This window comes from Lachnospira pectinoschiza (assembly GCF_020564355.1).
GTDB classification, from domain to species: Bacteria; Bacillota; Clostridia; order Lachnospirales; family Lachnospiraceae; genus Lachnospira; species Lachnospira intestinalis.
This window is the reverse complement of the sequence record NZ_JAJCRR010000001.1, coordinates 13,582-35,552: the sequence shown is the minus strand read 5'-3', so window position 1 is coordinate 35,552 and position 21,971 is coordinate 13,582. Positions and strand designations below refer to the sequence as shown.

The 21,971-nt window shown below is 42.4% G+C and carries 21 protein-coding genes, 1 tRNA gene and 2 pseudogenes; 3 read left to right on the top strand and 21 right to left on the bottom strand.

Features of this window, described 5'->3' with window-relative positions; genetic code table 11:
- Positions 1–10 precede the first annotated feature (10 nt).
- From LI288_RS00270 to LI288_RS14560, 17 genes and pseudogenes are all read right to left on the bottom strand, one after another.
- Positions 11–1,927, bottom strand: a complete 1,917-nt coding sequence (locus LI288_RS00270) for a PTS fructose transporter subunit IIABC (protein WP_227089064.1) — start codon at positions 1,925–1,927, stop codon at positions 11–13.
- Positions 1,924–2,865, bottom strand: a complete 942-nt coding sequence (gene pfkB, locus LI288_RS00265; protein ID WP_227089063.1) for a 1-phosphofructokinase — start codon at positions 2,863–2,865, stop codon at positions 1,924–1,926. The genes LI288_RS00270 and pfkB overlap by 4 nt, the downstream gene beginning before the upstream one ends.
- A 213-nt stretch (positions 2,866–3,078) precedes the next feature.
- Positions 3,079–3,945 (bottom strand): aldose 1-epimerase family protein, encoded by an 867-nt coding sequence (locus LI288_RS00260; RefSeq protein WP_227089062.1) that lies wholly within the window; start codon positions 3,943–3,945, stop codon positions 3,079–3,081.
- Positions 3,946–4,020: 75 nt separating this feature from the next.
- Positions 4,021–5,196, bottom strand: a complete 1,176-nt coding sequence (locus tag LI288_RS00255) for an MFS transporter (RefSeq protein WP_022431453.1) — start codon at positions 5,194–5,196, stop codon at positions 4,021–4,023.
- A 29-nt stretch (positions 5,197–5,225) separates the two neighbouring features.
- Positions 5,226–6,146, bottom strand: a complete 921-nt coding sequence (locus tag LI288_RS00250; RefSeq protein ID WP_022431452.1) for an AEC family transporter — start codon at positions 6,144–6,146, stop codon at positions 5,226–5,228.
- Positions 6,147–6,349: 203 nt separating this feature from the next.
- Positions 6,350–7,243, bottom strand: a complete 894-nt coding sequence (locus LI288_RS00245; protein ID WP_227089061.1) for a DegV family protein — start codon at positions 7,241–7,243, stop codon at positions 6,350–6,352.
- Between the two features lie 225 nt (positions 7,244–7,468).
- Positions 7,469–7,548, bottom strand: a tRNA-Leu gene (locus LI288_RS00240).
- A gap of 88 nt (positions 7,549–7,636) precedes the next feature.
- Positions 7,637–8,239 (bottom strand): hypothetical protein, encoded by a 603-nt coding sequence (locus LI288_RS00235; RefSeq protein ID WP_227089060.1) that lies wholly within the window; start codon positions 8,237–8,239, stop codon positions 7,637–7,639.
- Between the two features lie 102 nt (positions 8,240–8,341).
- Entirely contained in the window at positions 8,342–9,124 is a 783-nt protein-coding gene (locus tag LI288_RS00230; protein ID WP_227089059.1) for a hypothetical protein, read from the bottom strand.
- A gap of 379 nt (positions 9,125–9,503) precedes the next feature.
- Entirely contained in the window at positions 9,504–9,737 is a 234-nt protein-coding gene (locus LI288_RS00225) for a hypothetical protein (protein WP_227089058.1), read from the bottom strand.
- Between the two features lie 123 nt (positions 9,738–9,860).
- A complete protein-coding gene (locus tag LI288_RS00220; protein ID WP_227089057.1) occupies positions 9,861–11,744 on the bottom strand; it encodes a heavy metal translocating P-type ATPase in 1,884 nt (627 codons plus the stop codon).
- Between the two features lie 9 nt (positions 11,745–11,753).
- Complete coding sequence (locus LI288_RS00215; protein WP_022431448.1) at positions 11,754–11,972, bottom strand: cation transporter; 219 nt, start codon at positions 11,970–11,972, stop codon at positions 11,754–11,756.
- A 26-nt stretch (positions 11,973–11,998) separates the two neighbouring features.
- A complete protein-coding gene (locus tag LI288_RS00210) occupies positions 11,999–12,316 on the bottom strand; it encodes an ArsR/SmtB family transcription factor (RefSeq protein ID WP_227089427.1) in 318 nt (105 codons plus the stop codon).
- A 262-nt stretch (positions 12,317–12,578) separates the two neighbouring features.
- A pseudogene (locus LI288_RS00205) lies at positions 12,579–12,740 on the bottom strand (radical SAM mobile pair protein B); the annotation flags it as partial.
- Between the two features lie 63 nt (positions 12,741–12,803).
- Positions 12,804–13,706, bottom strand: coding sequence for a TlpA disulfide reductase family protein (locus LI288_RS00200; RefSeq protein ID WP_227089056.1), 903 nt, complete (start codon positions 13,704–13,706; stop codon positions 12,804–12,806).
- Positions 13,707–13,747: 41 nt separating this feature from the next.
- Positions 13,748–14,635, bottom strand: a complete 888-nt coding sequence (locus LI288_RS00195) for a 4Fe-4S binding protein (RefSeq protein ID WP_227089055.1) — start codon at positions 14,633–14,635, stop codon at positions 13,748–13,750.
- Positions 14,628–14,771: a CD1871A family CXXC motif-containing protein gene (locus LI288_RS14560; protein WP_009263530.1), complete on the bottom strand. Its 144-nt coding sequence runs from the start codon at positions 14,769–14,771 to the stop codon at positions 14,628–14,630. The genes LI288_RS00195 and LI288_RS14560 overlap by 8 nt, the downstream gene beginning before the upstream one ends.
- A 54-nt stretch (positions 14,772–14,825) precedes the next feature.
- On the opposite strand from LI288_RS14560, the gene LI288_RS00185 reads away from it, so the two are divergent.
- The 3 genes and pseudogenes from LI288_RS00185 to LI288_RS00175 form a co-directional block, all read left to right on the top strand.
- Positions 14,826–15,545, top strand: a complete 720-nt coding sequence (locus LI288_RS00185) for a response regulator transcription factor (protein ID WP_227089054.1) — start codon at positions 14,826–14,828, stop codon at positions 15,543–15,545.
- Positions 15,542–16,699, top strand: coding sequence for a sensor histidine kinase (locus LI288_RS00180; RefSeq protein WP_227089053.1), 1,158 nt, complete (start codon positions 15,542–15,544; stop codon positions 16,697–16,699). The genes LI288_RS00185 and LI288_RS00180 overlap by 4 nt, the downstream gene beginning before the upstream one ends.
- 17 nt (positions 16,700–16,716) lie before the next feature.
- A pseudogene (locus tag LI288_RS00175) lies at positions 16,717–16,962 on the top strand (site-specific integrase); the annotation flags it as partial.
- A gap of 271 nt (positions 16,963–17,233) precedes the next feature.
- On the opposite strand, the gene LI288_RS00170 reads toward LI288_RS00175, so the two are convergent.
- The 4 genes from LI288_RS00170 to LI288_RS00155 form a co-directional block, all read right to left on the bottom strand.
- Positions 17,234–18,067, bottom strand: coding sequence for an Mrp/NBP35 family ATP-binding protein (locus LI288_RS00170; RefSeq protein WP_227089052.1), 834 nt, complete (start codon positions 18,065–18,067; stop codon positions 17,234–17,236).
- 79 nt (positions 18,068–18,146) lie between these two features.
- Positions 18,147–19,634 carry a sodium-dependent transporter gene (locus LI288_RS00165; protein WP_227089051.1) on the bottom strand — a complete coding sequence of 496 codons (1,488 nt, stop codon included), beginning with the start codon at positions 19,632–19,634 and terminating at the stop codon, positions 18,147–18,149.
- 82 nt (positions 19,635–19,716) lie between these two features.
- Positions 19,717–20,400, bottom strand: a complete 684-nt coding sequence (locus tag LI288_RS00160) for a response regulator transcription factor (RefSeq protein ID WP_227089050.1) — start codon at positions 20,398–20,400, stop codon at positions 19,717–19,719.
- Positions 20,401–20,441: 41 nt separating this feature from the next.
- Positions 20,442–21,932, bottom strand: a complete 1,491-nt coding sequence (locus tag LI288_RS00155) for a sensor histidine kinase (RefSeq protein ID WP_227089049.1) — start codon at positions 21,930–21,932, stop codon at positions 20,442–20,444.
- Between the last annotated feature and the right edge of the window lie 39 nt (positions 21,933–21,971).

Below are 21,971 nucleotides of genomic sequence, written 5' to 3'. Positions count from 1 at the left end.
GTAGGCACATTTATCTTACCTTTTTCTTTAATACTCCGAGTAACACCGTTGAAACCGCCATTCCGACAACCAGTGCAATCAGATACATCCACGGATTCCCGATTACCGGTACGACAAAGATGCCGCCGTGCGGTGCCATCAGTGTACATTTGAATGCCATAGACATTGCTCCTGCAATCCCCGAACCAATGACACATGCCGGTATGACATGCAGTGGGTCGGATGCTGCATAAGGAATTGCACCTTCGGTAATAAATGCCAGTCCCATAATAAAGTTGGTCGGTCCTGCTTCCCGCTCCTGCTTTGTAAACTTGTTCGGGAACAACATCGTTGCCAGTGCGATTGCACACGGCGGTGTCATACCGCCAATCATAACTGCCGCCATGATATCATAGTTGCCTGCAATAATGGAGGCCGTACCAAATACATATGCCGCTTTGTTAAACGGTCCGCCCATATCAACCGCCATCATGCCGCCAAGAATAAATCCGAGTGCTATCTTGCTTGTGCCGCTCATGCCGGTTAACGCACTGTTTAATCCGGTATTAATGCCGCCCATCACCGGTTCTACAATAAACTGCATAAGCAGTCCAATGATTAAAATACCCGCTACCGGATAAATCAATACCGGTGTCAGTTTTTCAATTGTTTCCGGCAGTTTCACACAAAGCTTTTTCAGTCCCAGAATAATGTATCCTGCCGCAAAGCCTGCAACCAGTGCGCCAAGGAATCCCGATTTTCCGTTTGCCGCCATCATGCCGCCGACAAAACCGACTGCCAGTGCCGGTCTGTCCCCGATTGCCATGCCGATATACCCTGCCAGCACCGGAAGCATAAATCCGAAGGCAACACCACCGATACCTTTAAACAGTGCTGCCGCCTGTGTAATCGTACCGAAATTAGAACGCTGTTCTGCGGTCAATGCACCGACATCCACACACAGACCATCAATTAAAAATGCAATGGCAATTAAGATTCCGCCACCGACTACGAATGGAAGCATATGTGATACACCGTTCATTAACTGTGTATAAATCTGATGTGCAATCCCGCCTTTTGCTTCATTTTTTGTATCCTGCTCTTCTTCCCCCGTATGGTATATGGAAACGTCCCCCTTTATTGCCCGGTCAATTAATGTATCTGCCTTACTGATACCGTCTGATACCGGACACTCAATCACTTTTTTGCCGTTAAAACGTGTCATCGGCACTTTGGCATCTGCCGCCACGATAATACAATCGGCTTCCTTGATTTCCTGTTCTGTCAGCACATTTTTAGCACCGCCCGAACCCCGCGTTTCGATTTTAATCGTGCAGTTTTTCCCTTTTGCCGCCTTTTCAAGCCCCTCTGCTGCCATGTACGTATGTGCAATTCCTGTCGGGCAGGATGTTACTGCCAGAATCTTTACGCCGCCTTCACTGCTCTTTTTGGTTTCTCCTGCTGTTTCAAGCCGTTCTTCAATTCCCGCTTTTTCTTCATCTGCTTCGTCAATAATTTTTATAAATTCTTCTACACTGCCCGCACCGCGTAACCGCTGTGTAAATTCTTCATCCATTAACAGCATGGACAGCTTACCGAGTACATCCAGATGGATATTGTCTTCTGTATCGGGTGCTGCTATCAAAAACAGTAGTGTAACCGGTTCTCCGTCTAACGAATCAAAATCCACACCGCCCGGAATCACCATCGCTGCCAGTCCCGGAGCAGATACCGCTGCACATTTCCCATGTGGAATCGCAATGCCTTCACCAATTCCCGTTGTACTTTCCTTTTCACGTTCCCCAACCTGTCTGCGGTATGCTGCTTTATCTGAAATATTTCCCCGCTGTGTCATCAGTTCTACTGCCTGATTGAGTGCTTCTTCCTTATTCCCCGGTGCTGCCTGTAAGGAAATGCTTCTTGCATCAAGTAAATCCGTAATTCTCATAAAATCCCTCCTGTCTGTTCCTGTAAATTTATCCTTGTTACCTGCTCATATACTGCCTGAATTTCTGCTTTTGTCGCCAGATTTTCTGAAAATGCACTGGCGCTTCCTGCCGCCATCCCCATATGAAATGCATATTCATAATCCTGTTTTTCAAGCCATCCTGCCATAAATCCTGCCACCATAGAATCCCCTGCACCAACGCCGTTTACCAGTTTTCCTTCCGGTGCTTCCTTTTTGTAAACCGCACCGTGCTTTGTAATCAGTACAGCCCCTTCTCCTGCCATGGATATCAGTACATTTTCCGCGCCAAGTTCCTGAAGTTTCTTTCCGTATGGCACAACTTCCTGCCTTGTCTTTAATTCTACGCCAAATATTTCTCCTAATTCATGATTATTGGGTTTAATTAAAAATGGGTGATATGGAAGTACATTCATCAGTAAATCTTTTGTCGCATCAACAACAATCATCACACCTTTGTCTTTCAACTGTTGCATAATCGTGCTGTAAATATTTTCCGGCACCGATACGGGAATGCTGCCGGACAAAAATAATACATCGCCCCGCTGTAACCGGCACAGCCGGTCCGTCAGTTCCTTTAACCGTTCCTTTTTAATCTCAGGGCCTCTGCCATTGATTTCCGTTCCGTCAATGGACCTTAACTTTACATTAATTCTTGAAATGCCTTCCTCCAGCCGGATAAACTCCTGTGAAATTCCGGTATTTTCCAGTTCACGGATAATTTCATCCCCTGTAAAGCCTGCCGTAAATCCCAGTGCCGTACTGGCAATTCCGAGATTCTTTAACACAATTGACACATTAATGCCTTTGCCACCCGGCAGAATCTGTTCAAAACCGGTTCTGTTTGTCAGCCCCAGTTTAAAATGCTCTACAGAAACGATATAATCCAGCGAAGGGTTCAACGTCACTGTATAAATCATATTCTTCTCCATTCTGCAAACGTCCTGCGCTGCCTTTTTAATTGTTCATTCACTGTTCCTTTTGTTAATCTGATTATACCGTCAAATTCAGTCAAAATCAATCAGCCAAAACCGCAAAAATTTTGACCGTTTTTAGTGTATTTTGCACAAAAAAAAGGCAGAACCGTAAATATTTCTTTACAATTCTGCCTTTGCCTTGTATTTATTATATACTTAAAATGCGATTGTATACGCTTTTTCAAAAATTTTTCCCGGTTCTAATTCATTCTGCCATGCACGTTTTTGAAGGTTTCCGTCAAAATCCGCCGCATCGGCTCTGCCGTACCACGGCTCAATGCAGATAAACGGCACTTTTTTACCGACCGGCGACCACAGCCCGAATACCGGCGCATCAAAGGTCACGGTGACAGCCGCTTTACCGTCTGCCTGAATTGAAACTTCCCGACAGCCGCTGTTTTCAAAAATATATGCGTCTTTGTCAAAAAAGTCTTCCGTGACGGTGACTTTGCTTTCATCCAGCTTCATTTCATGCGCTTCATTTTCCACCAAACCGTCTTCATTTAACAGCTTATAGGATAATGCCGGCTTTTTCGTCCCAAAAACCACCTCACAGCCTGCCATCGACTGTCTGTCGTCACAAATAAATGCCGGATGTCCGCCAATGCTGAAATACATCGTTTCCGCATCGGAATTGATGACCTTCCATCCTGCTTCAATACTGCTGCCCTTTAACGTAAAACTGCACTGTAATTCAAAATGAAACGGATACTTTTCAAGTGTTTCCTTGGTATCTGTTAAATTCATCACAATCGAATCTTTCGTCTTTGACACCGGTACAAATTCCATATCCCGTGCAAAACCGTGCTGGGACATTTCATACGTCTTTCCCTGATATTCTGTTTTGTTGTCCTTATACTTTCCGACCAACGGAAACAGCACCGGCGCATGGCGCTTCCACGCATCGGGATCCCCCTGCCAGATATGCTCTGCGCCGTCCTTTTTGGTCTTTACGGAAACCAGTTCGCAGCCCTTACTGCAAACCACCGCCTCTAAAAATTCATTTTCAATTTTATATTCCATATACCCTCCATACTGAGTGATTTTATATCGCGAAGTGACGATGAGAAATTCGCGCAGGCGATTTCTCATCTGTCATCAAAACAGTCTGCTTTTACTGTTTACCTTTAAATTCACCAATGACAATACAAACATGCCTGCCGCATTAAACAACAGCACCAAAATTGCCGCCGTCATGCCAAAAGAATCTGCCAGCACGCCGACAATCTGCGGTGTTACGATACCGCCGAGTGCTGCAATCGCAAGAAACATGGACATTCCTGTGTTTGAGCCTTTCAATACCGCACCGGCGCTGGATACGCTGGTCGGATAAATGCCCGCAAAGAAAAATCCGAGTCCCGCAATCGCTACGGTAATGACTGCAAGATTGTGTGTCGCTAATAACAGGATAAAAAATGCGGCTGTAGCAATACAATATGAAAAAATCAGCTTATTTTTATCAATTTTTGTGGAAAGCTTTGCCGTAAGCAGCCTTCCGAGCATTACCATAATCCATGTGACAGATACAAGATTTGTCGCATACGCACTGCTCATAATGCCCATACTCTTAAAATACGTTACAAACCAGCCGTTGACACAGTTTTCCAGTCCCAGATACAAAAACAGTAGAAATCCCATAATATAAAATACAGGATTTTTATAAAATGTTTCTTTCGACTGCTCCTTATTTTCCTGCTGTGCCTTTTTGGATTCCTTCGGCCAGTTATAATCCAGCTCCATCAATGCATAAAACAGGCAGGCAAGCGCCGAACCTGTAACAACCGTGTACGCAACCGCACGCCAGCCCATGCCTGCACCGATATACAGTGATGTTAAAAACGGCGATAAAAATGCACCGACTGCAAATGTCATATGCAAAAGATTTAACGCCGCCGGTTTTCCATCCGAATTATCGTTGACAACCGCATTGTTGATAATGCTGACCGAACCCCTGCCAATACCAAGCAGTACAAATGCCGCATATAATACCGGCACCGGCGGAATCCATGTAATGATAAGCCACATCAGCGGAATCAGTGCCGACATGCTCACAATCGTTGCCTTTCTGCCTATTTTACCCGCAAGCGGAGGATTGACAAAGCTTGCCAGCAGATTTCCGATTGCAAATGCGGAGAGCAGTCCGCCCGCCACACTGTAGCTGATACCCGCTTCTTCAATCAGATATGGCAGAATTGCCCCTACCAGAAGCACCATCGCGCCATTTACAAAAAATGCAAAATAGCACGGAAAAAATAGTTTCCATTTTGATTTCATCTCTTGTTTCTATCTCCATTTCCTTTTATTTAAGCTGTCAGCAGCATTGCGCAGACCGGCAGTGTCAGGATACTAAAAAATGTAGTGATAACCACTGCTCCTGCCGCCAGATTTTCATCATACCCAAACTGCACTGCAAACACAGACGTAATCGCCGCGCTCGGGCAGGCTTCCAGCAAAAGTACCACCTGCGCCGCCATGCCTGTCACATGAAACAGCGAAAATACGCCAAAGCACACCGCCGGAATCACCAGCTGACGCACCAGAATAATATACCATATATTTTTATTATAAACCAGTCCTTTTACGTCACTTCCCGCAATAATCATGCCTGTAATAAACATCGACAGCGGTGTATTCATATTGCCAACCAGACTGACCGGCTGTTTTATAATGTCCGGCACAGGAATCTGACACAGATAAATAAGCAGTCCTGCCACAACTGAAATCAGCACCGGATTGGTAAAGATTGTACGCAAAACCTCTTTTGCACGAACCTTTTTACTGACAATGCCGTATCCGGCCGTCCACAGTAAAATATTATAAACCGTCACAAATGCGCTGGCATAAAGCAGTCCTTCCGAGCCAAACAGCGCCTGAATCAGTGGAAATCCCATATATGCCGCATTGGAAAAAATGCAGGCAAACCGCATAATCGGCAAATCGGGACTTTTGTGCTTTGCCGTCAATGCCAGCGTAATAAAAAGTCCGATAAGCAGCAGTAAAATACTAAGTTCAAACGCTTTCAAGAGATTATGGAGAATGTCAATATTAAATTCCATCATATACGAATTGATAACCATTGCCGGTACAATCAGATATAAGAGTAAATCCGAAAATGCTTTTTTCCCTTCCATTTTAACCGCTTTGGTCTTTACGCAGACAAATCCCGCAAAAATCAAAATAAATAAAACAACCACCTGTTTCACTGTAATCAACGCCAGTTCCATAATAATCTCCTTGTGTTATATATTTCATTGTTTGTTATATATTTGTTTGCAATGTGAGTATAGCACCCGAAAGCATGGTTGTCCAGTCTTCTTTTATACAAAAAGTGCCGCAGGACTTTTCTTTTTAGAATTCTCCTGCGGCACTGCCTGTTTTGTTCGTTCTGCCCGATATGCCTTTCGGTTATCGGTATGCATTTTCTACCTTACGCATCATATTTCTTTAACAGTCCGACACCCAGTGGATACGGTCCTGTATGCACGCCGACTGTTGCACCTATCTGATAAATGTCGATTGATGTAATATCCGAATATTCTTTCACGGATTCCAGCAGTCTGTCCCTGAAGGACACCGCTTCATCATAGTCATAACCGTAACCCACCACAATTTCATAATCATTGGCATTGATGTTGTTTTTCGTAAAATGCTCTTTAATCTGCACGAGCAGTTTGTCAATGGATTTCTTTCTGCCCCTTGCCATGCCGCTTGAGAAAATCTCGCCGTCCTGCATGACAATCATCGGCTTAATGCCGAGCATATTGACCGCACCGCCAAGCACCTTGCCGATTCTTCCGCCGTGAATCAGATAATCCAGACTGCCTACCGTAAAGATAATTCTGCCGGTTGATTTAATCCGTTCCAGTGCCTGCACACTTTCTTCCAGCGAAAGTCCTGCCGCTTTCATCCGCGCAGCTTCCCTGACAAAAATTCCTTCCTCAACCGTATTTAATGTAGAATCAATCACTTCAATCTTTGCATCCGGATAATCTTCCAAAAGCATATTTCTGGCATTGACCGCTGAATTATAAGAGCCGCTGAACTTCGTGGTAATACAGATACAAAGCACGCCCTCGCCTGCTTTAACAATCGGTGTAAAAACATCTACATAGTCCTGTACGGACGGCATGGATGTCTTTGGGAAAACCGTCGGATTTTCTACCATTTCTTTATAGAAGTGGCGGACTTCAATTTCCGCACCCTCTTTTTTATATACATTTTCCTCAAACGCAACATAAAACGGTACAATCTGAACTCCGATTTTATCTGCATTTTCACCGTAAAGATCACATGCCCCGTCTGCTATAATTTTATATTCCATAATTCATCCTCATTTCCGTGTATCACATTAACTTCATATCATGTAATGCTAATCCGCATTACATAGTATTAAATACTATATTACATATACTACTATATTTCAAGTCAAAAATCCACTTTTTACCGGATAAATCTATAAACTTTTTATAAGTTTTTAAAATAACAAAACAGCGGCATCTTTATATTTCGATACCGCTGCCTTTATCACACCTGATTATTATTTTAATGCGGGTAACAGGACTTGAACCTGCACGGTCTCCCACCAGAACCTAAATCTGGCGCGTCTGCCAATTCCGCCATACCCGCAGACAATGTATATAGTACCATATTTTTACAGGCAAAGTCAAGGGACAGCCCCACGCCACTGCGCAGGACTGTCCCCTTATTTTCCGGCTTAGTTAAACTTTACCGTAATATCTATTTCACTGCCAAATTCTATCGTAATACTGTTCCCACTGTCATCTTTTACCTGCCAGTTTCCCATAATTGCAATTCCGTCTTCCTTTGCTGTAGATTCCTGTTTTTGAATCGTTTTTCCCGCAAAAACTGTCTGAAATGCTTCTGCCGCCCTTTCATTAAAATTGCTCCACGCTTCTCCACTGTCCGGTGTTAAGATAACAACAACTGCATTTAACAAATCATCTTCCGTAGAAAAAATATATTTTTCAGCTACATTTCCTGTTGAAAAATCGGAAAACTTCTGTGCTTCACGAACCGTCGCACTGTACTTATTTGCACCTGTTGTATTCTTCTTTACATCATCTGCTTCCGTAAAGATTTCCGAATATTTTACATTCTTTGAATAACCTTTATATCCAAATTGATTATCACTGATAAACAGACTTCCTTTCAATGTTGTATCCCATTGATACGCTGTCTGTGTGTTTTCTGTCTGCGAAGTTTTTGCCACATCTGTATCATTCTTTCCTGCACAACCGGCAAAAGCAAAACCGCAAATGAGTATTGATATCACTGCCAAACCAATTTTTTTTTTCATTTTTATTACCCCCTGTCTTAACGTGCACCTTAGACGGTACTGTATAAAACATCTTATCATACCAAAACATATTTTATACAGTACCTATGTAACTCATTTTAATTAAATCCCCCAGTCAAAATCCGTAAAATCAAAAAAATCCTGAGTTGTATCGTACAAAATTACCATTGTATCACTATATGTTCTTCCACCAAAAGAAAAACTGTATGCTATTCCTGAAAATGCGCATCCATTTTCCACTGTACTTCCAAATTTCCAAAGATATGGATTCCCACAATCTCCTGAACGAACATAATAGTAATCTTTTTTATGCAAAGTATCCGCACTCACCCTTGATTCACACGAAACAAAATCTCCTGACCAGTTTCCTTCAGAATTGGTTTCTACTCCCCGTGACAAGTATACGCAATTAAAATCACCCACACTGGATATCATTGGATTCATACTCGCTTGAACCTCTAACGCCCCGTGTCTGTAATATGGGTCTGTGTAACCATTATCTTGTGGATAATAATAATCATAATAAACGGTAAGTGTAAATCCCATTATGCTTGAATTTGATAATTCGGCTGTTTTCCCTGTTGCTACACTCCTATAAATAACCGAATAAGCATCTTCTAAAATCCCGTCCTCTTCAATGTATGCCACTATATTAGAAAATGCTTGTTCCTCACTATCTGCTACGTAGGTATTAATACCGTATTGTGCTTCTTGGCTGTCCTTTAACACAATGCTTTGATTTGATGTTATCAATCCACTCTCCTCAAGCATTTCCTGATAAATTTGCATTGCTTTCTGTTCAACATTATCATCAGCTTTAACCGATATTGTGGACATCGACAACACTAAACTACAAACTAAAACTACTGCTAATAATCTTTTCATAATTAGTACCCCCTGTTCTTTCAATCAATTCGTTAGTCTGCAAGTGCCTCATGCATAATTTTCTCTTTCACCCCCCCTCCTAAAATAAATAACCTTAAACTCTATAATTTAACGTAATTATTAAAATTGTATAGATTAAGATTATCATTACAAATTAATTCTTTATTATAACTATATCATTACGTCTTATTTTTGTCAAACTATTAATATTTTCATTCTATATTTTTAGACAATATTATAATTACCACCATTATTTCAAAAATCTCTTTTCATCTGTAATATTTTTCACTAAATATATCTCTATAATACAACAAGGGACAGCCCCACGCCACTGCGCAGGACTGTCCCCTGTTCCGGCTGTCCGCCGATTTTATTTATATTACTTTGCAGCTTCTGTTGCTGTGCCTTCTGCTTCTGCAGCAGCTGCTGCCTTAGACTCTGCAAGTCTTGACTGTTCTTCTCTGTAAGCTGCTCTCTTGCTGTCCTGTTCTGCCTGGCTGTCAACAGTTGTTGCTTCCTGTGTAGTGCCGTTTGATGAACCGCATGCTGTTACGGAAAATGCTGTTACTACTGCAAATGCACCAACAAGTGCAAGCTTCTTAAAATTTCTCATTGTTCTTTTCCTCCATTTTTCCTGTTCGAGGTTACACTATAATACACTTTCTTTCGTTGTGCAATAGATGTATGGAAAAGAACACAAACTTTATTAAAGTTTAATTGAAGCTTAATGAAAGCTTTATTTTACACGCAGCATACGCATCGCATTTAAAATCGCAATCACAGATACACCGACATCTGCAAATACCGCTTCCCACATATTGGCAAGTCCGAATGCACCGAGAATCAGGATAAATGCCTTAACTGCCAGCGCAAATACAATGTTCTGTCTTACAATCACAAGGGTCTTTCTTGCGATTGTTACAACCTTGGCAATCTTTGTGGTGTCATCGTCCATAAGCACAATATCCGCCGCTTCAATCGCCGCATCGGAACCCATACTGCCCATTGCAATACCAATATCCGCTCTGGAAAGCACCGGCGCATCGTTAATACCGTCACCGACAAAGGCAACCTTGCCTTTTCCATCCGTGTGTTGTGCTAACAGTTCCTCAACCTTTGCCACCTTATCTGCCGGTAAAAGCTGGGTATAAACCGTATCGATTCCAAGTTCCTTTGCAACGGCTTCGCCCGCTTTTTTGCGGTCGCCCGTAAGCATAACCGTCTGCTTTACACCTGCCTGCTTTAAGCTCTTAATTGCCTGCCTTGCTTCCGGCTTAATCGTATCTGAAATAATGACACAGCCCATATAGCTGCCGCTCTTTGCCACATAAACAACCGTTCCCGGCTTTTCAGTCGGTACTGCCGCAATGCTGTTGTCACTTAACAGCTTTTCATTTCCCGCAAATACTTCTGCACCGTCAAGCAGGATGCGGATACCGTGACCTGCCACTTCCTTTACATCAGAAATACGTTCTGCGGCAATTTCATTTCCTTCCTTTGCAAATGCACGCTTAATGGAAGCAGCAATCGGATGGTCTGAAAAATTTTCCGCATATGCGGCAGCTTCAAGCAGTTCCGCCTCGGACACGCCGTCTGCCGTCAGCAGTTCATTGACCTCAAATTCACCCTTTGTCAACGTACCGGTCTTATCAAATACAATCGTATCCAAATCTGCTGCCACTTCCAGATAATTTCCGCCCTTTACTAAAATACCGGACGCAGATGCCGCACCGATTCCGCCAAAGAAACTAAGCGGCACTGAAATAACCAGGGCACACGGGCATGAAATTACAAGAAAAATGCAGGCTCTCTGTAACCAGTCAAAGAAATTTCCACCAAAGATTATCGGCGGAATCACTGCCAGAAGCAGCGCACCGATTACAACGACCGGCGTATAATATTTTGCAAACTTTGTAATAAAGTTTTCTGCCTTTGCCTTCTTACTGCTTGCATTTTCAACAAGTTCAAGGATTCTTGTAACGGTAGAATCATCAAACTCTTTTGTCGTCTTTACACGCAACAGCCCACTGCCATTCACACAGCCACTGATAATCTCACTGTCTTTTGCCACCCGGCGCGGCACGGATTCACCGGTCAGGGATGAAGTATCCACCATGGATTCACCCTCGATGACAATCCCGTCAAGCGGCACACGCTCACCCGGCTTTACAACAATAATACTGCCGACTTCTACATCATCCGGGTCAACCTGACTGACTTTGCCGTCTTCTTCCAAATTGGCATATTCCGGACAAATGTCCATTAACTGCGTAATAGACTGTCTGGAACGGTTGACTGCATAACTCTGGAACAGTTCACCGACCTGATAAAACAGCATTACCGCAACACCTTCGGAATATTCTCCGACCACAAACGCGCCGATTGTTGCAATCAGCATCAGGAAATTTTCATCAAATACCTGTCCGTGTGATATATTTCTCACGGCTTTGTACATAATGTCCCAGCCGATTACAAAATACGGAATCAAAAATAATACCAGTGTCACATACCACTGTTCCATAAAGGCAGGCTTTACGATGTGTTCCATTACAAGCAGCACCGCATACAGCAGTGCTGTAGCAATAATACGGTATAAAACTTTTTTCTGCTTATCTGTCATACGCAACTCCTACATTAAAATAACGCAATCCGGTTCTACTTTCTTACATACAGATACAACTTCCTTCATGATGTCATCAAAGCGTGCATCATCTGCTTCTATTGTCATCTTCTGAGTCATAAAGCTTACAGTTGCATCCTGTACACCGTCAATCTTCTTAATTGCATCCTCCATTTTTGCTGCGCAGTTTGCACAATCTAAATCCTGTAACTTAAATTTCTTTTTCATAACTTTTTCCACCTTTCTACTTTTTATTATAATATTTGTTCTTTTGCATGTTCCATACCCATGCTTAAAATCATTCGCACATGAGAGTCATCAAGCGAGTAAAATACAGATTTGCCTTCCCGTCTGCTTTTAATCAGCTTTGCCTGCTTTAACACACGCAGCTGGTGGGAAATCGCCGACTGGTTCATATCCAGAAGCTGTGCAATATCACATACACAGAGCTCACATGTATGCAATACATACAGTATTTTAATTCTCGTCTTATCGCCAAATACCTTAAAGGTATCTGAAATACTGTCCAGCAGCTCATCTTCCGGCATATGACACCGCACGGCCTCTACCATATCACTATGCACTTGAAAACTTTCACAACATTCTGCCTCTGCTTCCAGAGCCTTATTTTCCTCGGTATTCACGTCTGAACGCCTCCTGTTATTATCTTATGAACATATGAATACCTGTTCATATGTTCACTATATCATAGTCTATGTGGAAATGCAACACTAAATAACATTTTTAACATAATTCGTCAATGCCAAAATATATCTCCCCTCCATTGTAATTTGAAAAGACACCTACTGTTTTTAGTTCTATTTAAGGTTTTATTTAACAATTTCTTTTTCCTGTATTTTCTGACCCTCGGATTTCCTCATGATAGAAATAATCCACGATCACCGGATGTCCCTGCGGACCTCTGCCATAAGGCATTTCATTATCCACAAAGGGACAATCATACTTCTTAGCCATTTCCTCAGCTTTTACTTCAACATTATAGTAATGTTCAAAAAAAGCTCTCTGTGCAATGCACAGGAGCTTTTTTTATGCAGACCTCTATTTATTTGTGCTGTCTGCATCAATTACAGACTGAATCTGCTTCATAAGGGCATCATAGTTGTCCTTGTTATCAATTCCGCCGAGCATTGGTTCGCCTACAATATTGCCATTTCTGTCAACAAGTATAGTTGTTGGAAAGGCCATGATTTCTGAGGCATATTTACCGGCAGCACTAGAGGAGTCAATTGACAGATTACGATATTTGACACCCTGGCTTTCAAGAACAGAGGCAGCCTCTTTGATAGCTGTTTTATTGCCATCGAAGGTCTCAGTGTTGATGCCAACAACTTCTCCGCCCATTGATTTGATAGCATCATTTAATTCGTTAAGCTTGGATAATTCAGCGACACATGGTTTGCAGCCGGTAAACCAGAAATTGACGACTGTTACTGCATTACCGGAAAACAGGCTGTCATCAACCTTATTGCCATCAAAATCCTCACCGGAAAAATCACTGAATACAGATGAGGCTTTAGAGCTGTCCTTCTTGTTATCGTCTGATGATGTATTTTTGTTTTCAAGCTCTGCTATCTGTTCCTCGATTTTTCGTATGGTTTCAATATCCTCATTAAGTGTTTTAAGCTCATCGTCTGTGAATGAATTCTTGTTTGATTCTACGGTACCGGCAAGATAATCAGCATAATTTCCGTTTGGATTGGCGTCACTTTTGTTCATCATGCCAAATGCCTTGTTCCACACAGCAGCGTGATCTGCAAAAAGCTGATTTTCCTGCTGATATAAATCATCAAGCCTGGAATCTGATTTGCCGGATGCTTCTGAGCCGGCTTCAGTCTGAGTGTTCTTAGAATCTGTTGTGGAAGCTTGCTTTACGCCACATGCTGTAAGTGATAATGCTATGCAGAGTGTAAAAATAGAAATAAATGATAATTTGTTTTTCATGAGTAATTTCTCCTTTAAAATAATAGTAAAATGTTTAATAGCTATCTGTTGTCATTTTTTTGACATGATTTTCCCATAAACCGGTAGCAGATGGCGTCCTTCGGACAGGCCTTTATGCAGGCACCGCAGCGTATGCACTCGGGGTGATCCGGTGTCTTACACACATCCACATCCATCTTACATGCCTTTGAGCATTGACCGCATCCGACACATTTGCTGCTATCAACGGTGATTTTGAGCAGGCTGACCTTATTAAATAATGAGTAGATTGCTCCAAGCGGACAAATCCATTTACAGAAGGGCCTGTAAAATAAGATACTTAGTACAATCACTGCAATTAAAATCATACACTTGAAAGAAAAAAGCTTTCCCAGCGCAGAACGGATAGCAGCATTTCCAATAGATAACGGTATAGCACCCTCTAAAACACCCTGAGGACAGATATATTTGCAAAAGAACGGGTCTCCCATTCCTATGGAGTTCGTTACAAGCATCGGAAGAAGTATAACGAAAACAATAAGAATGACATATTTTAGGTATCTAAGAGGCTTTAGTTTGGCTGTGGATAATTTCTTTCCGGGGATTTTATGAAGTAAATCCTGAAACCATCCAAATGGGCACAAAAAACCACATATAAATCTGCCGAGAGTTACACCGAGTAAAATAAAAAATCCGGTTATGTAGTATGAAAACTTAAATTTTGATGATCCGACAACTGCCTGAAATGCCCCTATTGGACAGGCTCCTGTCGCGGCAGGGCAGGAGTAGCAGTTTAATCCGGGTACGCATACTATTTTTGCATTGCCCTGATATATTTTACCCTTAAATAAATTTGGAATATGAATATTGGTCAGCAGCGTTGCTGCGGCCTGTATCCAGCCACGTATTTTTGCCAGTTTTCTTGATAGTAATTTCTTCTCCTTATCCAATTCCGACACACTCCAGACATAGTTTTATTGCTTTACCAAGCACTGTAGCCGCCTCACCTCTGACTGCACCATAGCTTATCATGGATACACCAAGGATAAGCAGAATGATTTGACATGTTTTTTGGTATTTCAACATAATGTTGCTCCTTTTTGTTGTATTGTTGACCAGCTGACTTTGGTATTATACAATATGGGTTGTAAAATTATTGTTAAGAATCAGGAGAACATTTTGAGATTATTAATTGTTGAGGATGAGAAACAAATATGTGATATGGTTGCAAAGAGTCTGTATGCTGCCGGTTATGAGGTGGATACCTGTTATGATGGGAAAGAGGCTCTTGAATGTATACTGTCGGAAAATTATGATCTGATAGTTTTGGATTTGAATCTGCCGGGGATGGATGGCATGGAGCTTCTTAAGGAGCTTAGAAAATACAATGATGAAACTAAGGTTTTGATATTATCTGCAAGAGGTCAGATTGCTGATAAGGTAGAGGGACTGGATGCAGGAGCAAATGATTACATGGAAAAACCATTCCATCTGCAGGAGCTTGAGGCACGTATCAGAAGCCTGACAAGAAGGAAATTTGTACAGAATGATATATGTCTTAAATGCGGAGAAATAAAGTTTGATACGATTAAACGCGAGGCATATGCAAAGGAAGAGCCGGTTCCACTGACAAGAAAAGAGAATGGTATTTTGGAATATTTACTTATCAATATAGGCCGACCGGTGAGTCAGGAGGAGCTGATAGAGCATGTGTGGGATGCCACGGCAGACAGCTTTAGCGGAGCAATCAGGGTACATATGTCTTCACTTAGAAAAAAGCTTAAGGCGAAGCTGGGATATGATCCCATTCAGAACAAGGTAGGTGAAGGCTATAAAATACGGGAGGAGTCTGACAGATGAAAAGAATGTCGCTACAGTGGAGACTTACGTGCATTACTACATTGTGTATTGCTATTATATGTGGCTGCCTGACTATGTTTGTCTATAAAAATGGTGTGCATTACATCGATTCTCTGCAGGATGCGGTAGAGTCACAGGGGGATGAAAAAGGAAACAAATCAGATGAAATATATATCAGCATACCGGACGATAAGTGGGATGAGTTTGCGGATGAATTTTCGATTCAGGTGTACAATAATAAGGCCGACTATAAAAGAAACAGTCTGATAATCACGGTTTTGCTGGCGCTTTTGGGAGGTGTCGTCACTTATTTTATAAGCGGGCATGCACTCAGACCAATCAGGGAGTTTTCAGATAAAATTGAAGAGGTACAGGCTCAGAATCTGTCTGATTCAAGAATAGAGGAAAACAATGTTAAGGAACTGAACCAGCTGGGTATTTCTTATAATAAGATGCTTGAGCGTCTGTCGGAAGCATTTGAGATACAGAGACAGTTTACTGCAAATGCAGCACATGAGCTGCGTACTCCATTAGCGTTAATGCAGGTACAGCTTGATTTATATAATTCTGCCTCTCACCCGGGAAATGATGCAGACACTTTGCAGACCATAAAAATGGTTACGGAACAAAATGATAAATTAAACAGGATGGTAAAGACTCTTCTTGACATGAGTGAGCTTCAGACGGTGGGAAGGGATGATAAAATTATATTGGATGCTATTGTTGAAGAGGTTTTGGCAGACCTTGAGCCTCTTGCCGTGGAAAAGAATATAAAGCTGATTGGAAAATGTGAGGATGCCTCTATGATAGGCAGTGATATCCTTATTTACAGGCTTGTATACAATCTGGTTGAGAATGCCATCAAATATAATCATCCGCTCGGACAGGTTACAGTAACCGCATATCAGAGAAACAAGCATATTTATCTGTCTGTAGAAGATACGGGAAGCGGAATACCAAAGGAGCTTAGGGAGAGAGTGTTCGAGCCATTCTTCCGTGTGGATAAATCCAGAAGCCGGGAGCTGGGTGGCGTAGGGCTAGGTCTTGCTTTTGTCCGTGAAATCGTTAGAGTACATGATGGCAGTATTTGTATCAAATCAGGCAAGACTGGGGGAACGATTTTCGAGGTGACTTTTGCACAGCATTCAATGTAGCGTTCCATTTTACACATTTGTCAAAAGGATCTGTTAGAAAGAAAGGAAAGAAATGTTACTACCGCTTCTATGTAGAGGACGCAAGCGGTAAAATGGTTCAGAAAGAATATGCCGGAACCGAAAGCAAAAGTGAGACGGAAAAACTTCTCCGCAAGGCACTGGAAGATTATGAAGATAATAAATTTGTTGCAAAAGCAGATAACCTTACCGTAGGTGAACTTTTGGACATGTGGGCAGAAGAAGAACTAAAAACCGGGACACTCAGATGTAAGTACCACTATGAATGTCTATGCTCACTCCACCAGAAAAGCTAAGCGTGATTCAGCAAGGCTTCTCGACAAGGTGGCAGGCAATGACTAAAAGAAATTTCCCTTATTTCCCTCACGATTATCTCACAAGGGCAAAAATAAGGGAAAATACATATCATTTCACTATTTAAGAGGCTGAAAGCCTTGAAAAATAAGGAAAGTTCAGGAAGTCTCTCCACAAATTCCGATTTGTTGCGGTCTTCCGCTACTTCACATTTCATTTTTATTACTTCTGAATATCTTCAATTTTCTGTGCAATGGCTGACAGCTCGGATACGTCCAAGTCCTCTGCACAGCCTGCATCTACCTTTGCGGCTACATGTGGGTCCATCGGCAGCTTGGCAACCGTGTCAATGCCATGCTCAGCAGCCTTTTCGTCCACATGGCTCTTTCCGTAAATGTAATGCACATTGCCGCAGTCCGGACATTTAAAATAAGACATATTTTCAACAATGCCCAGTACCGGAATATCCATCATCTGTGCCATTTTCACTGCCTTATCGACAATCATGGATACCAGCTCCTGCGGAGATGTCACTACAACTATTCCGTCCACCGGCAGGGACTGGAAAATCGTCAGCGGCACATCACCTGTTCCCGGCGGGCAGTCTACAAACATACAGTCCACATCGCCCCAGTCAACTTCTTCCCAGAACTGCTTAACGGCACTTGCAATGACCGGTCCTCTCCAGATAACCGGGTCTGTTTCATTTTCAACCAGAAGATTTAACGACATCAGCTTAATGCCGGATTTTGTAACCGGCGGATACATCACCGTTCCCGCCTCATCGCAGGTTGCCTTTTCATGCACACCGAAAGACTTCGGAATAGACGGACCTGTAATATCCGCATCGAGAATCGCCGTCTTTAAGCCCTTCTTTGCCGCGCTGACTGCCAGCATCGATGTCACTAACGATTTACCGACACCGCCCTTTCCGCTGACAACCGCAATCACCTTTTTTACACCTTTATTATTGGCATTATTTAAACTCTGCGGTGCTGTACGTTCTCCACAGTCTGAACTACAGTTTCCACAGTCATGTGTACATGCTTCACTCATTTTACCTTATTCCTCCTGTATCATAGCCGGGGACTTTAATCCCCGGCATTTTATTATAACACAAATATCCAATATATATTTATGCCTGTTTTTTCTGTCCCGCACGCTTTCCGGCTCTTAGCGAGAAGCTGATAACCAGCAGTAAAAATGCAACTGCCACCAGCATCCAGAATAAGAATACCGCAGGTTCACGACTGCTAAACATATCATAATAGCCTTTCAGATAAACTAAAATAATAATCAGCGGCAGTACATAACTCATATATCCGCGAATCCAGCCCGGCAGTGCAAAGCCCACACCGGTATTGACTTCTTTTCTGAAATTTTCAAAGCCCCAGCCGTTTTTCTTTGTACAAAACAGGACAAAGACCAGTCCGCCAAGCGGCAGAATGTTGTAAGATACCAAAAAATCTTCCAAATCCATAATCGTTGTGCCTGCGCCCATCGGCTGGATTCCCGACAACAGGTTGTATCCTAAAACCGCAGGCATTGAAAGCAGCATCAGCATCACCATGTTGGTTTTAACTGCCCTTTTTCTTTCGATGTTCCAGATTTCCATGGTAACCGCAATAATATTTTCAAATACGGCAATAACTGTTGACAGTGCCGCAAATGTCATAAATATGAAAAACAGCGTTTCCCATACCCTGCCGCCCGGCATATGACGAAATACATTCGGCAGTGTGATAAATAACAGTGACGGTCCCGCATCCGGCTGAATTCCGTAAGCAAAGCAGGATGGAATAATGATAATGCCCGCAATAATCGCAATCAAAGTATCCAAAATCACGACATTTAACGCTTCACCTGTAATCTTGTGGTCTTTTTCCAGATAACTGCCGAAAATACTCATCGAACCCATGCCGACACTCAGTGTAAAAAATGCATGAGTCATCGCCGCAAAAATTACATTTCCCCAGCCCTTCTGACCGGCTCTTTCAATATCCGGTATCAGATAAAAACGCAGACCTTCACCTGTTGTATCCCGCATAACAGAGTTGACTGCCAGTACAATCATCAATGTTATGAGCAGCAGCATCATGACCTTCGTCACCTTTTCCACACCGTTTTGCAATCCTAACGCACAAATGCCAAACGCAATCGCAATTGCAATCACTGTCCATAAAATCATGGTACCCGGATTGGCCAGCATATCTGCAAACTGTTCTGTCGTACTCTGCACCTTACTGTTTGCCTCAAGCTGCCCTGATACGGCAAGCCACGCATAATACATCATCCAGCCTGTTACCATGGTATAAAACATCATCAGCAGATAATTTCCTGCAATGCCGAACCATTTAAAGCAATGCCAGTTGCTCTTTTCTGATTCTAATATTGAAAATGACTGCGCAATACTTCGTCTGCTGCCTCGTCCCACGGCAAATTCTGCCATCAGAATCGGCCAGCCTAAAACTGCCAGAAAGAGCAGATATATCATAATAAATGCTGCCCCGCCATTTTCACCGCAAATGTACGGAAACTTCCATACATTCCCCAATCCAATCGCACAGCCTGCCGATACCAGTATAAAACCAAGCCGTGACTGAAATTTTTCTCTCTCCTGCATAATCCTCCCATCTGTTTTGGAAAACCTTTTTTCATATAAGCATAATAGCTATATTATACCGATTTTGAACAAGAAAAGCAACCTAAGAAAATTTGTATCCGACACCCCATACTGTCTTAATATACCGGGGATTTTTCACATCACTTTCAATTTTGCTGCGCAGATTCCGGATATGCACCATCACCACATTATTCGTATCATATGCTTCTTCCTCACTCCACAGTGTATTATAAATATGTTCCGTGGAAAATACATTTCCCTTATTCTTCCACAGCAGTTCTAAAATGGCAAATTCTTTCGGTGTTAAAAAGACTTCTTTTGCATTTAAAAAGACACGGTGTGTTTCCAGATTCATGGATAAATCCAGATATTCCAGAACATTTTTTGCCTCACTGTGGTTAAATTCCTTACTGCGGCGCAGCTGCGCTTTGACCCTTGCCACCAGTTCAATGGGATTAAACGGCTTTGCAAGATAATCGTCTGCCCCCGCCGTCAGTCCCAGCACCTTGTCCATATCCTGATCCTTTGCCGACAGCATAATAATCGGAAGATTACTTTTCTTGCGGATTTCCATGCAGAGCGTAATGCCGTCCATATCTGCCATCATAATATCTAAAATTGCCAGATCAATATCCATTTTCTCCAGACATTCCAGCGCCTCTTTGCCGTTTGCCGCCTTACAGACCTGCATGCCTTCATTTTTCAGATAAATTCCAACCAGTTCCCGGATGTCTTCCTCATCATCCACTACCAATATGACTGACATGTTTACTCCTTTCTGTAATTTATGTTCTACAGCCTTATCTTTTACGCTTTCGGCAGACGGATATGCAGGCTGAAATACCCCTGTGCATACTCTGCCCAGACCTTTCCTTTGCTGCGTTCCACCGTTTCACGCACAATCGACAGTCCCAGCCCGTTGCCGGCAATATCAGAACCTCTTGCATGGTCTGCCCTGTAAAACTTATCAAAAATCCGCGTACAGTCTGCTTCTTTTACTTCTTCTGACACATTGCTGACAATAATGTGTATCGTACTTTCTTCTTCTTCCATGCTTACCAGAATATCGGTTTCCGGCTTTGAATATTTGATAGCATTCATCAGAATATTATCCAGGACTTCGCGCATATCTTCAATGACAATATTGGCATAAAGCGGCTTTTCCGGTATATCGGTCACAAAATTTCTATTCTGTTTCTGTGCAATACCTTCAAACTCCGCTACATCCTGACTAACCATCATAGAAAAGTTGCACCGCACCGTATTGTCCTGTTCTACTTTAATTTCATTTTTTGCCAGCAGAAAAATTTTCTGAATCATTCCGTTAATTTTCTCTACCTGCGCAAATGCCTTCTTTATATATAAATCCCGCTCGGATTCATCTTCATATTTTCCGCTGATAACCACATCGAGATATCCTGTAATAATGGTCATCGGTGTTTTAATATCATGGGAAAGATTCGTAATCAGCTCTCTGTTTTTCCGCTCATTCTCCCTTTCTTCTTTCATCATTTTATCAAGGTTATGCTGCATATCGTCAATGCTTTCCGCAATCGTCGTCAGCTCGTCATACCCCTTTTTATCAATCTGTGTATGCAGATTCCCCTTCGAAATTTCGTCAACCACACCGGATAAATACCGTATGTAACTGATTCTGCTCTTTGAAAATATCAGTACCAGTATCAAAAACAGCACCGCCGCCAATGCAAGACAGGCTGCCCGTAACTGCATATCATGATAAATGTATTCGGGATACGCCGGTGTCCGGAATACAATGTAGTACAGCACCTTTTCCACGCTCTTTGTATACACGAAAATATATTCGCCACATTCCTCATCATACGAATCAGACACCAGTTCGTCAACCTCAATGTGTCCGCCCTTTCCCGGCATGGTTTCGTCATCACTGTTATTCTTCCACAGCACCGTGCCCTTTTTACTCGCAATCGTAATCAACATATTTTCGCCGTCTTGTACGGATACAAACGGCATTTTATCATTCTGCATGAGATAGCGCATCGCATCGGTAATATTTTCTTCCTGCGATTCCGTGCTTTCAATTTCTTCCATCGCTGTATTTAACGCACTGTCTAACTCACGCACCAGTTCCATAACCTGTAAATCGCATTTTTTCTTATACTGCGAACAGTCTTCCTCCACTTCAATAAGGATTCCCCTGCTTTTACAGATATAAAATACGCCCATTGCCACCGCTATCGCAATCGCAACCGACACTAAAATGCCAACTGCCAGTTCTTTATAAATTCCTATCTTTCTGCCCGTCTGATTATGACCCATGACACCTCTGACTCCTTATCCGGCAGTAATCGGATACCT

Bases quoted from the DNA above. Each gene is read 5' to 3' on its own strand.
- LI288_RS00220 (WP_227089057.1), bottom strand. From the start codon at position 11,744: ATGACAGATAAGCAGAAAAAAGTTTTATACCGTATTATTGCTACAGCA.
- LI288_RS00210 (WP_227089427.1), bottom strand. From the start codon at position 12,316: ATGGTAGAGGCCGTGCGGTGTCATATGCCGGAAGATGAGCTGCTGGAC.
- LI288_RS00270 (WP_227089064.1), bottom strand. From the start codon at position 1,927: ATGAGAATTACGGATTTACTTGATGCAAGAAGCATTTCCTTACAGGCA.
- LI288_RS00245 (WP_227089061.1), bottom strand. From the start codon at position 7,243: ATGGAATATAAAATTATAGCAGACGGGGCATGTGATCTTTACGGTGAA.
- LI288_RS14560 (WP_009263530.1), bottom strand. From the start codon at position 14,771: ATGTTGAAATACCAAAAAACATGTCAAATCATTCTGCTTATCCTTGGT.
- pfkB (WP_227089063.1), bottom strand. From the start codon at position 2,865: ATGATTTATACAGTGACGTTGAACCCTTCGCTGGATTATATCGTTTCT.
- LI288_RS00165 (WP_227089051.1), bottom strand. From the start codon at position 19,634: ATGCAGGAGAGAGAAAAATTTCAGTCACGGCTTGGTTTTATACTGGTA.
- LI288_RS00170 (WP_227089052.1), bottom strand. From the start codon at position 18,067: ATGAGTGAAGCATGTACACATGACTGTGGAAACTGTAGTTCAGACTGT.
- LI288_RS00180 (WP_227089053.1), top strand. From the start codon at position 15,542: ATGAAAAGAATGTCGCTACAGTGGAGACTTACGTGCATTACTACATTG.
- LI288_RS00230 (WP_227089059.1), bottom strand. From the start codon at position 9,124: ATGAAAAGATTATTAGCAGTAGTTTTAGTTTGTAGTTTAGTGTTGTCG.
- LI288_RS00225 (WP_227089058.1), bottom strand. From the start codon at position 9,737: ATGAGAAATTTTAAGAAGCTTGCACTTGTTGGTGCATTTGCAGTAGTA.
- LI288_RS00185 (WP_227089054.1), top strand. From the start codon at position 14,826: ATGGGTTGTAAAATTATTGTTAAGAATCAGGAGAACATTTTGAGATTA.
- LI288_RS00260 (WP_227089062.1), bottom strand. From the start codon at position 3,945: ATGGAATATAAAATTGAAAATGAATTTTTAGAGGCGGTGGTTTGCAGT.
- LI288_RS00200 (WP_227089056.1), bottom strand. From the start codon at position 13,706: ATGAAAAACAAATTATCATTTATTTCTATTTTTACACTCTGCATAGCA.
- LI288_RS00215 (WP_022431448.1), bottom strand. From the start codon at position 11,972: ATGAAAAAGAAATTTAAGTTACAGGATTTAGATTGTGCAAACTGCGCA.
- LI288_RS00155 (WP_227089049.1), bottom strand. From the start codon at position 21,932: ATGGGTCATAATCAGACGGGCAGAAAGATAGGAATTTATAAAGAACTG.
- LI288_RS00235 (WP_227089060.1), bottom strand. From the start codon at position 8,239: ATGAAAAAAAAAATTGGTTTGGCAGTGATATCAATACTCATTTGCGGT.
- LI288_RS00250 (WP_022431452.1), bottom strand. From the start codon at position 6,146: ATGGAACTGGCGTTGATTACAGTGAAACAGGTGGTTGTTTTATTTATT.
- LI288_RS00160 (WP_227089050.1), bottom strand. From the start codon at position 20,400: ATGTCAGTCATATTGGTAGTGGATGATGAGGAAGACATCCGGGAACTG.
- LI288_RS00255 (WP_022431453.1), bottom strand. From the start codon at position 5,196: ATGAAATCAAAATGGAAACTATTTTTTCCGTGCTATTTTGCATTTTTT.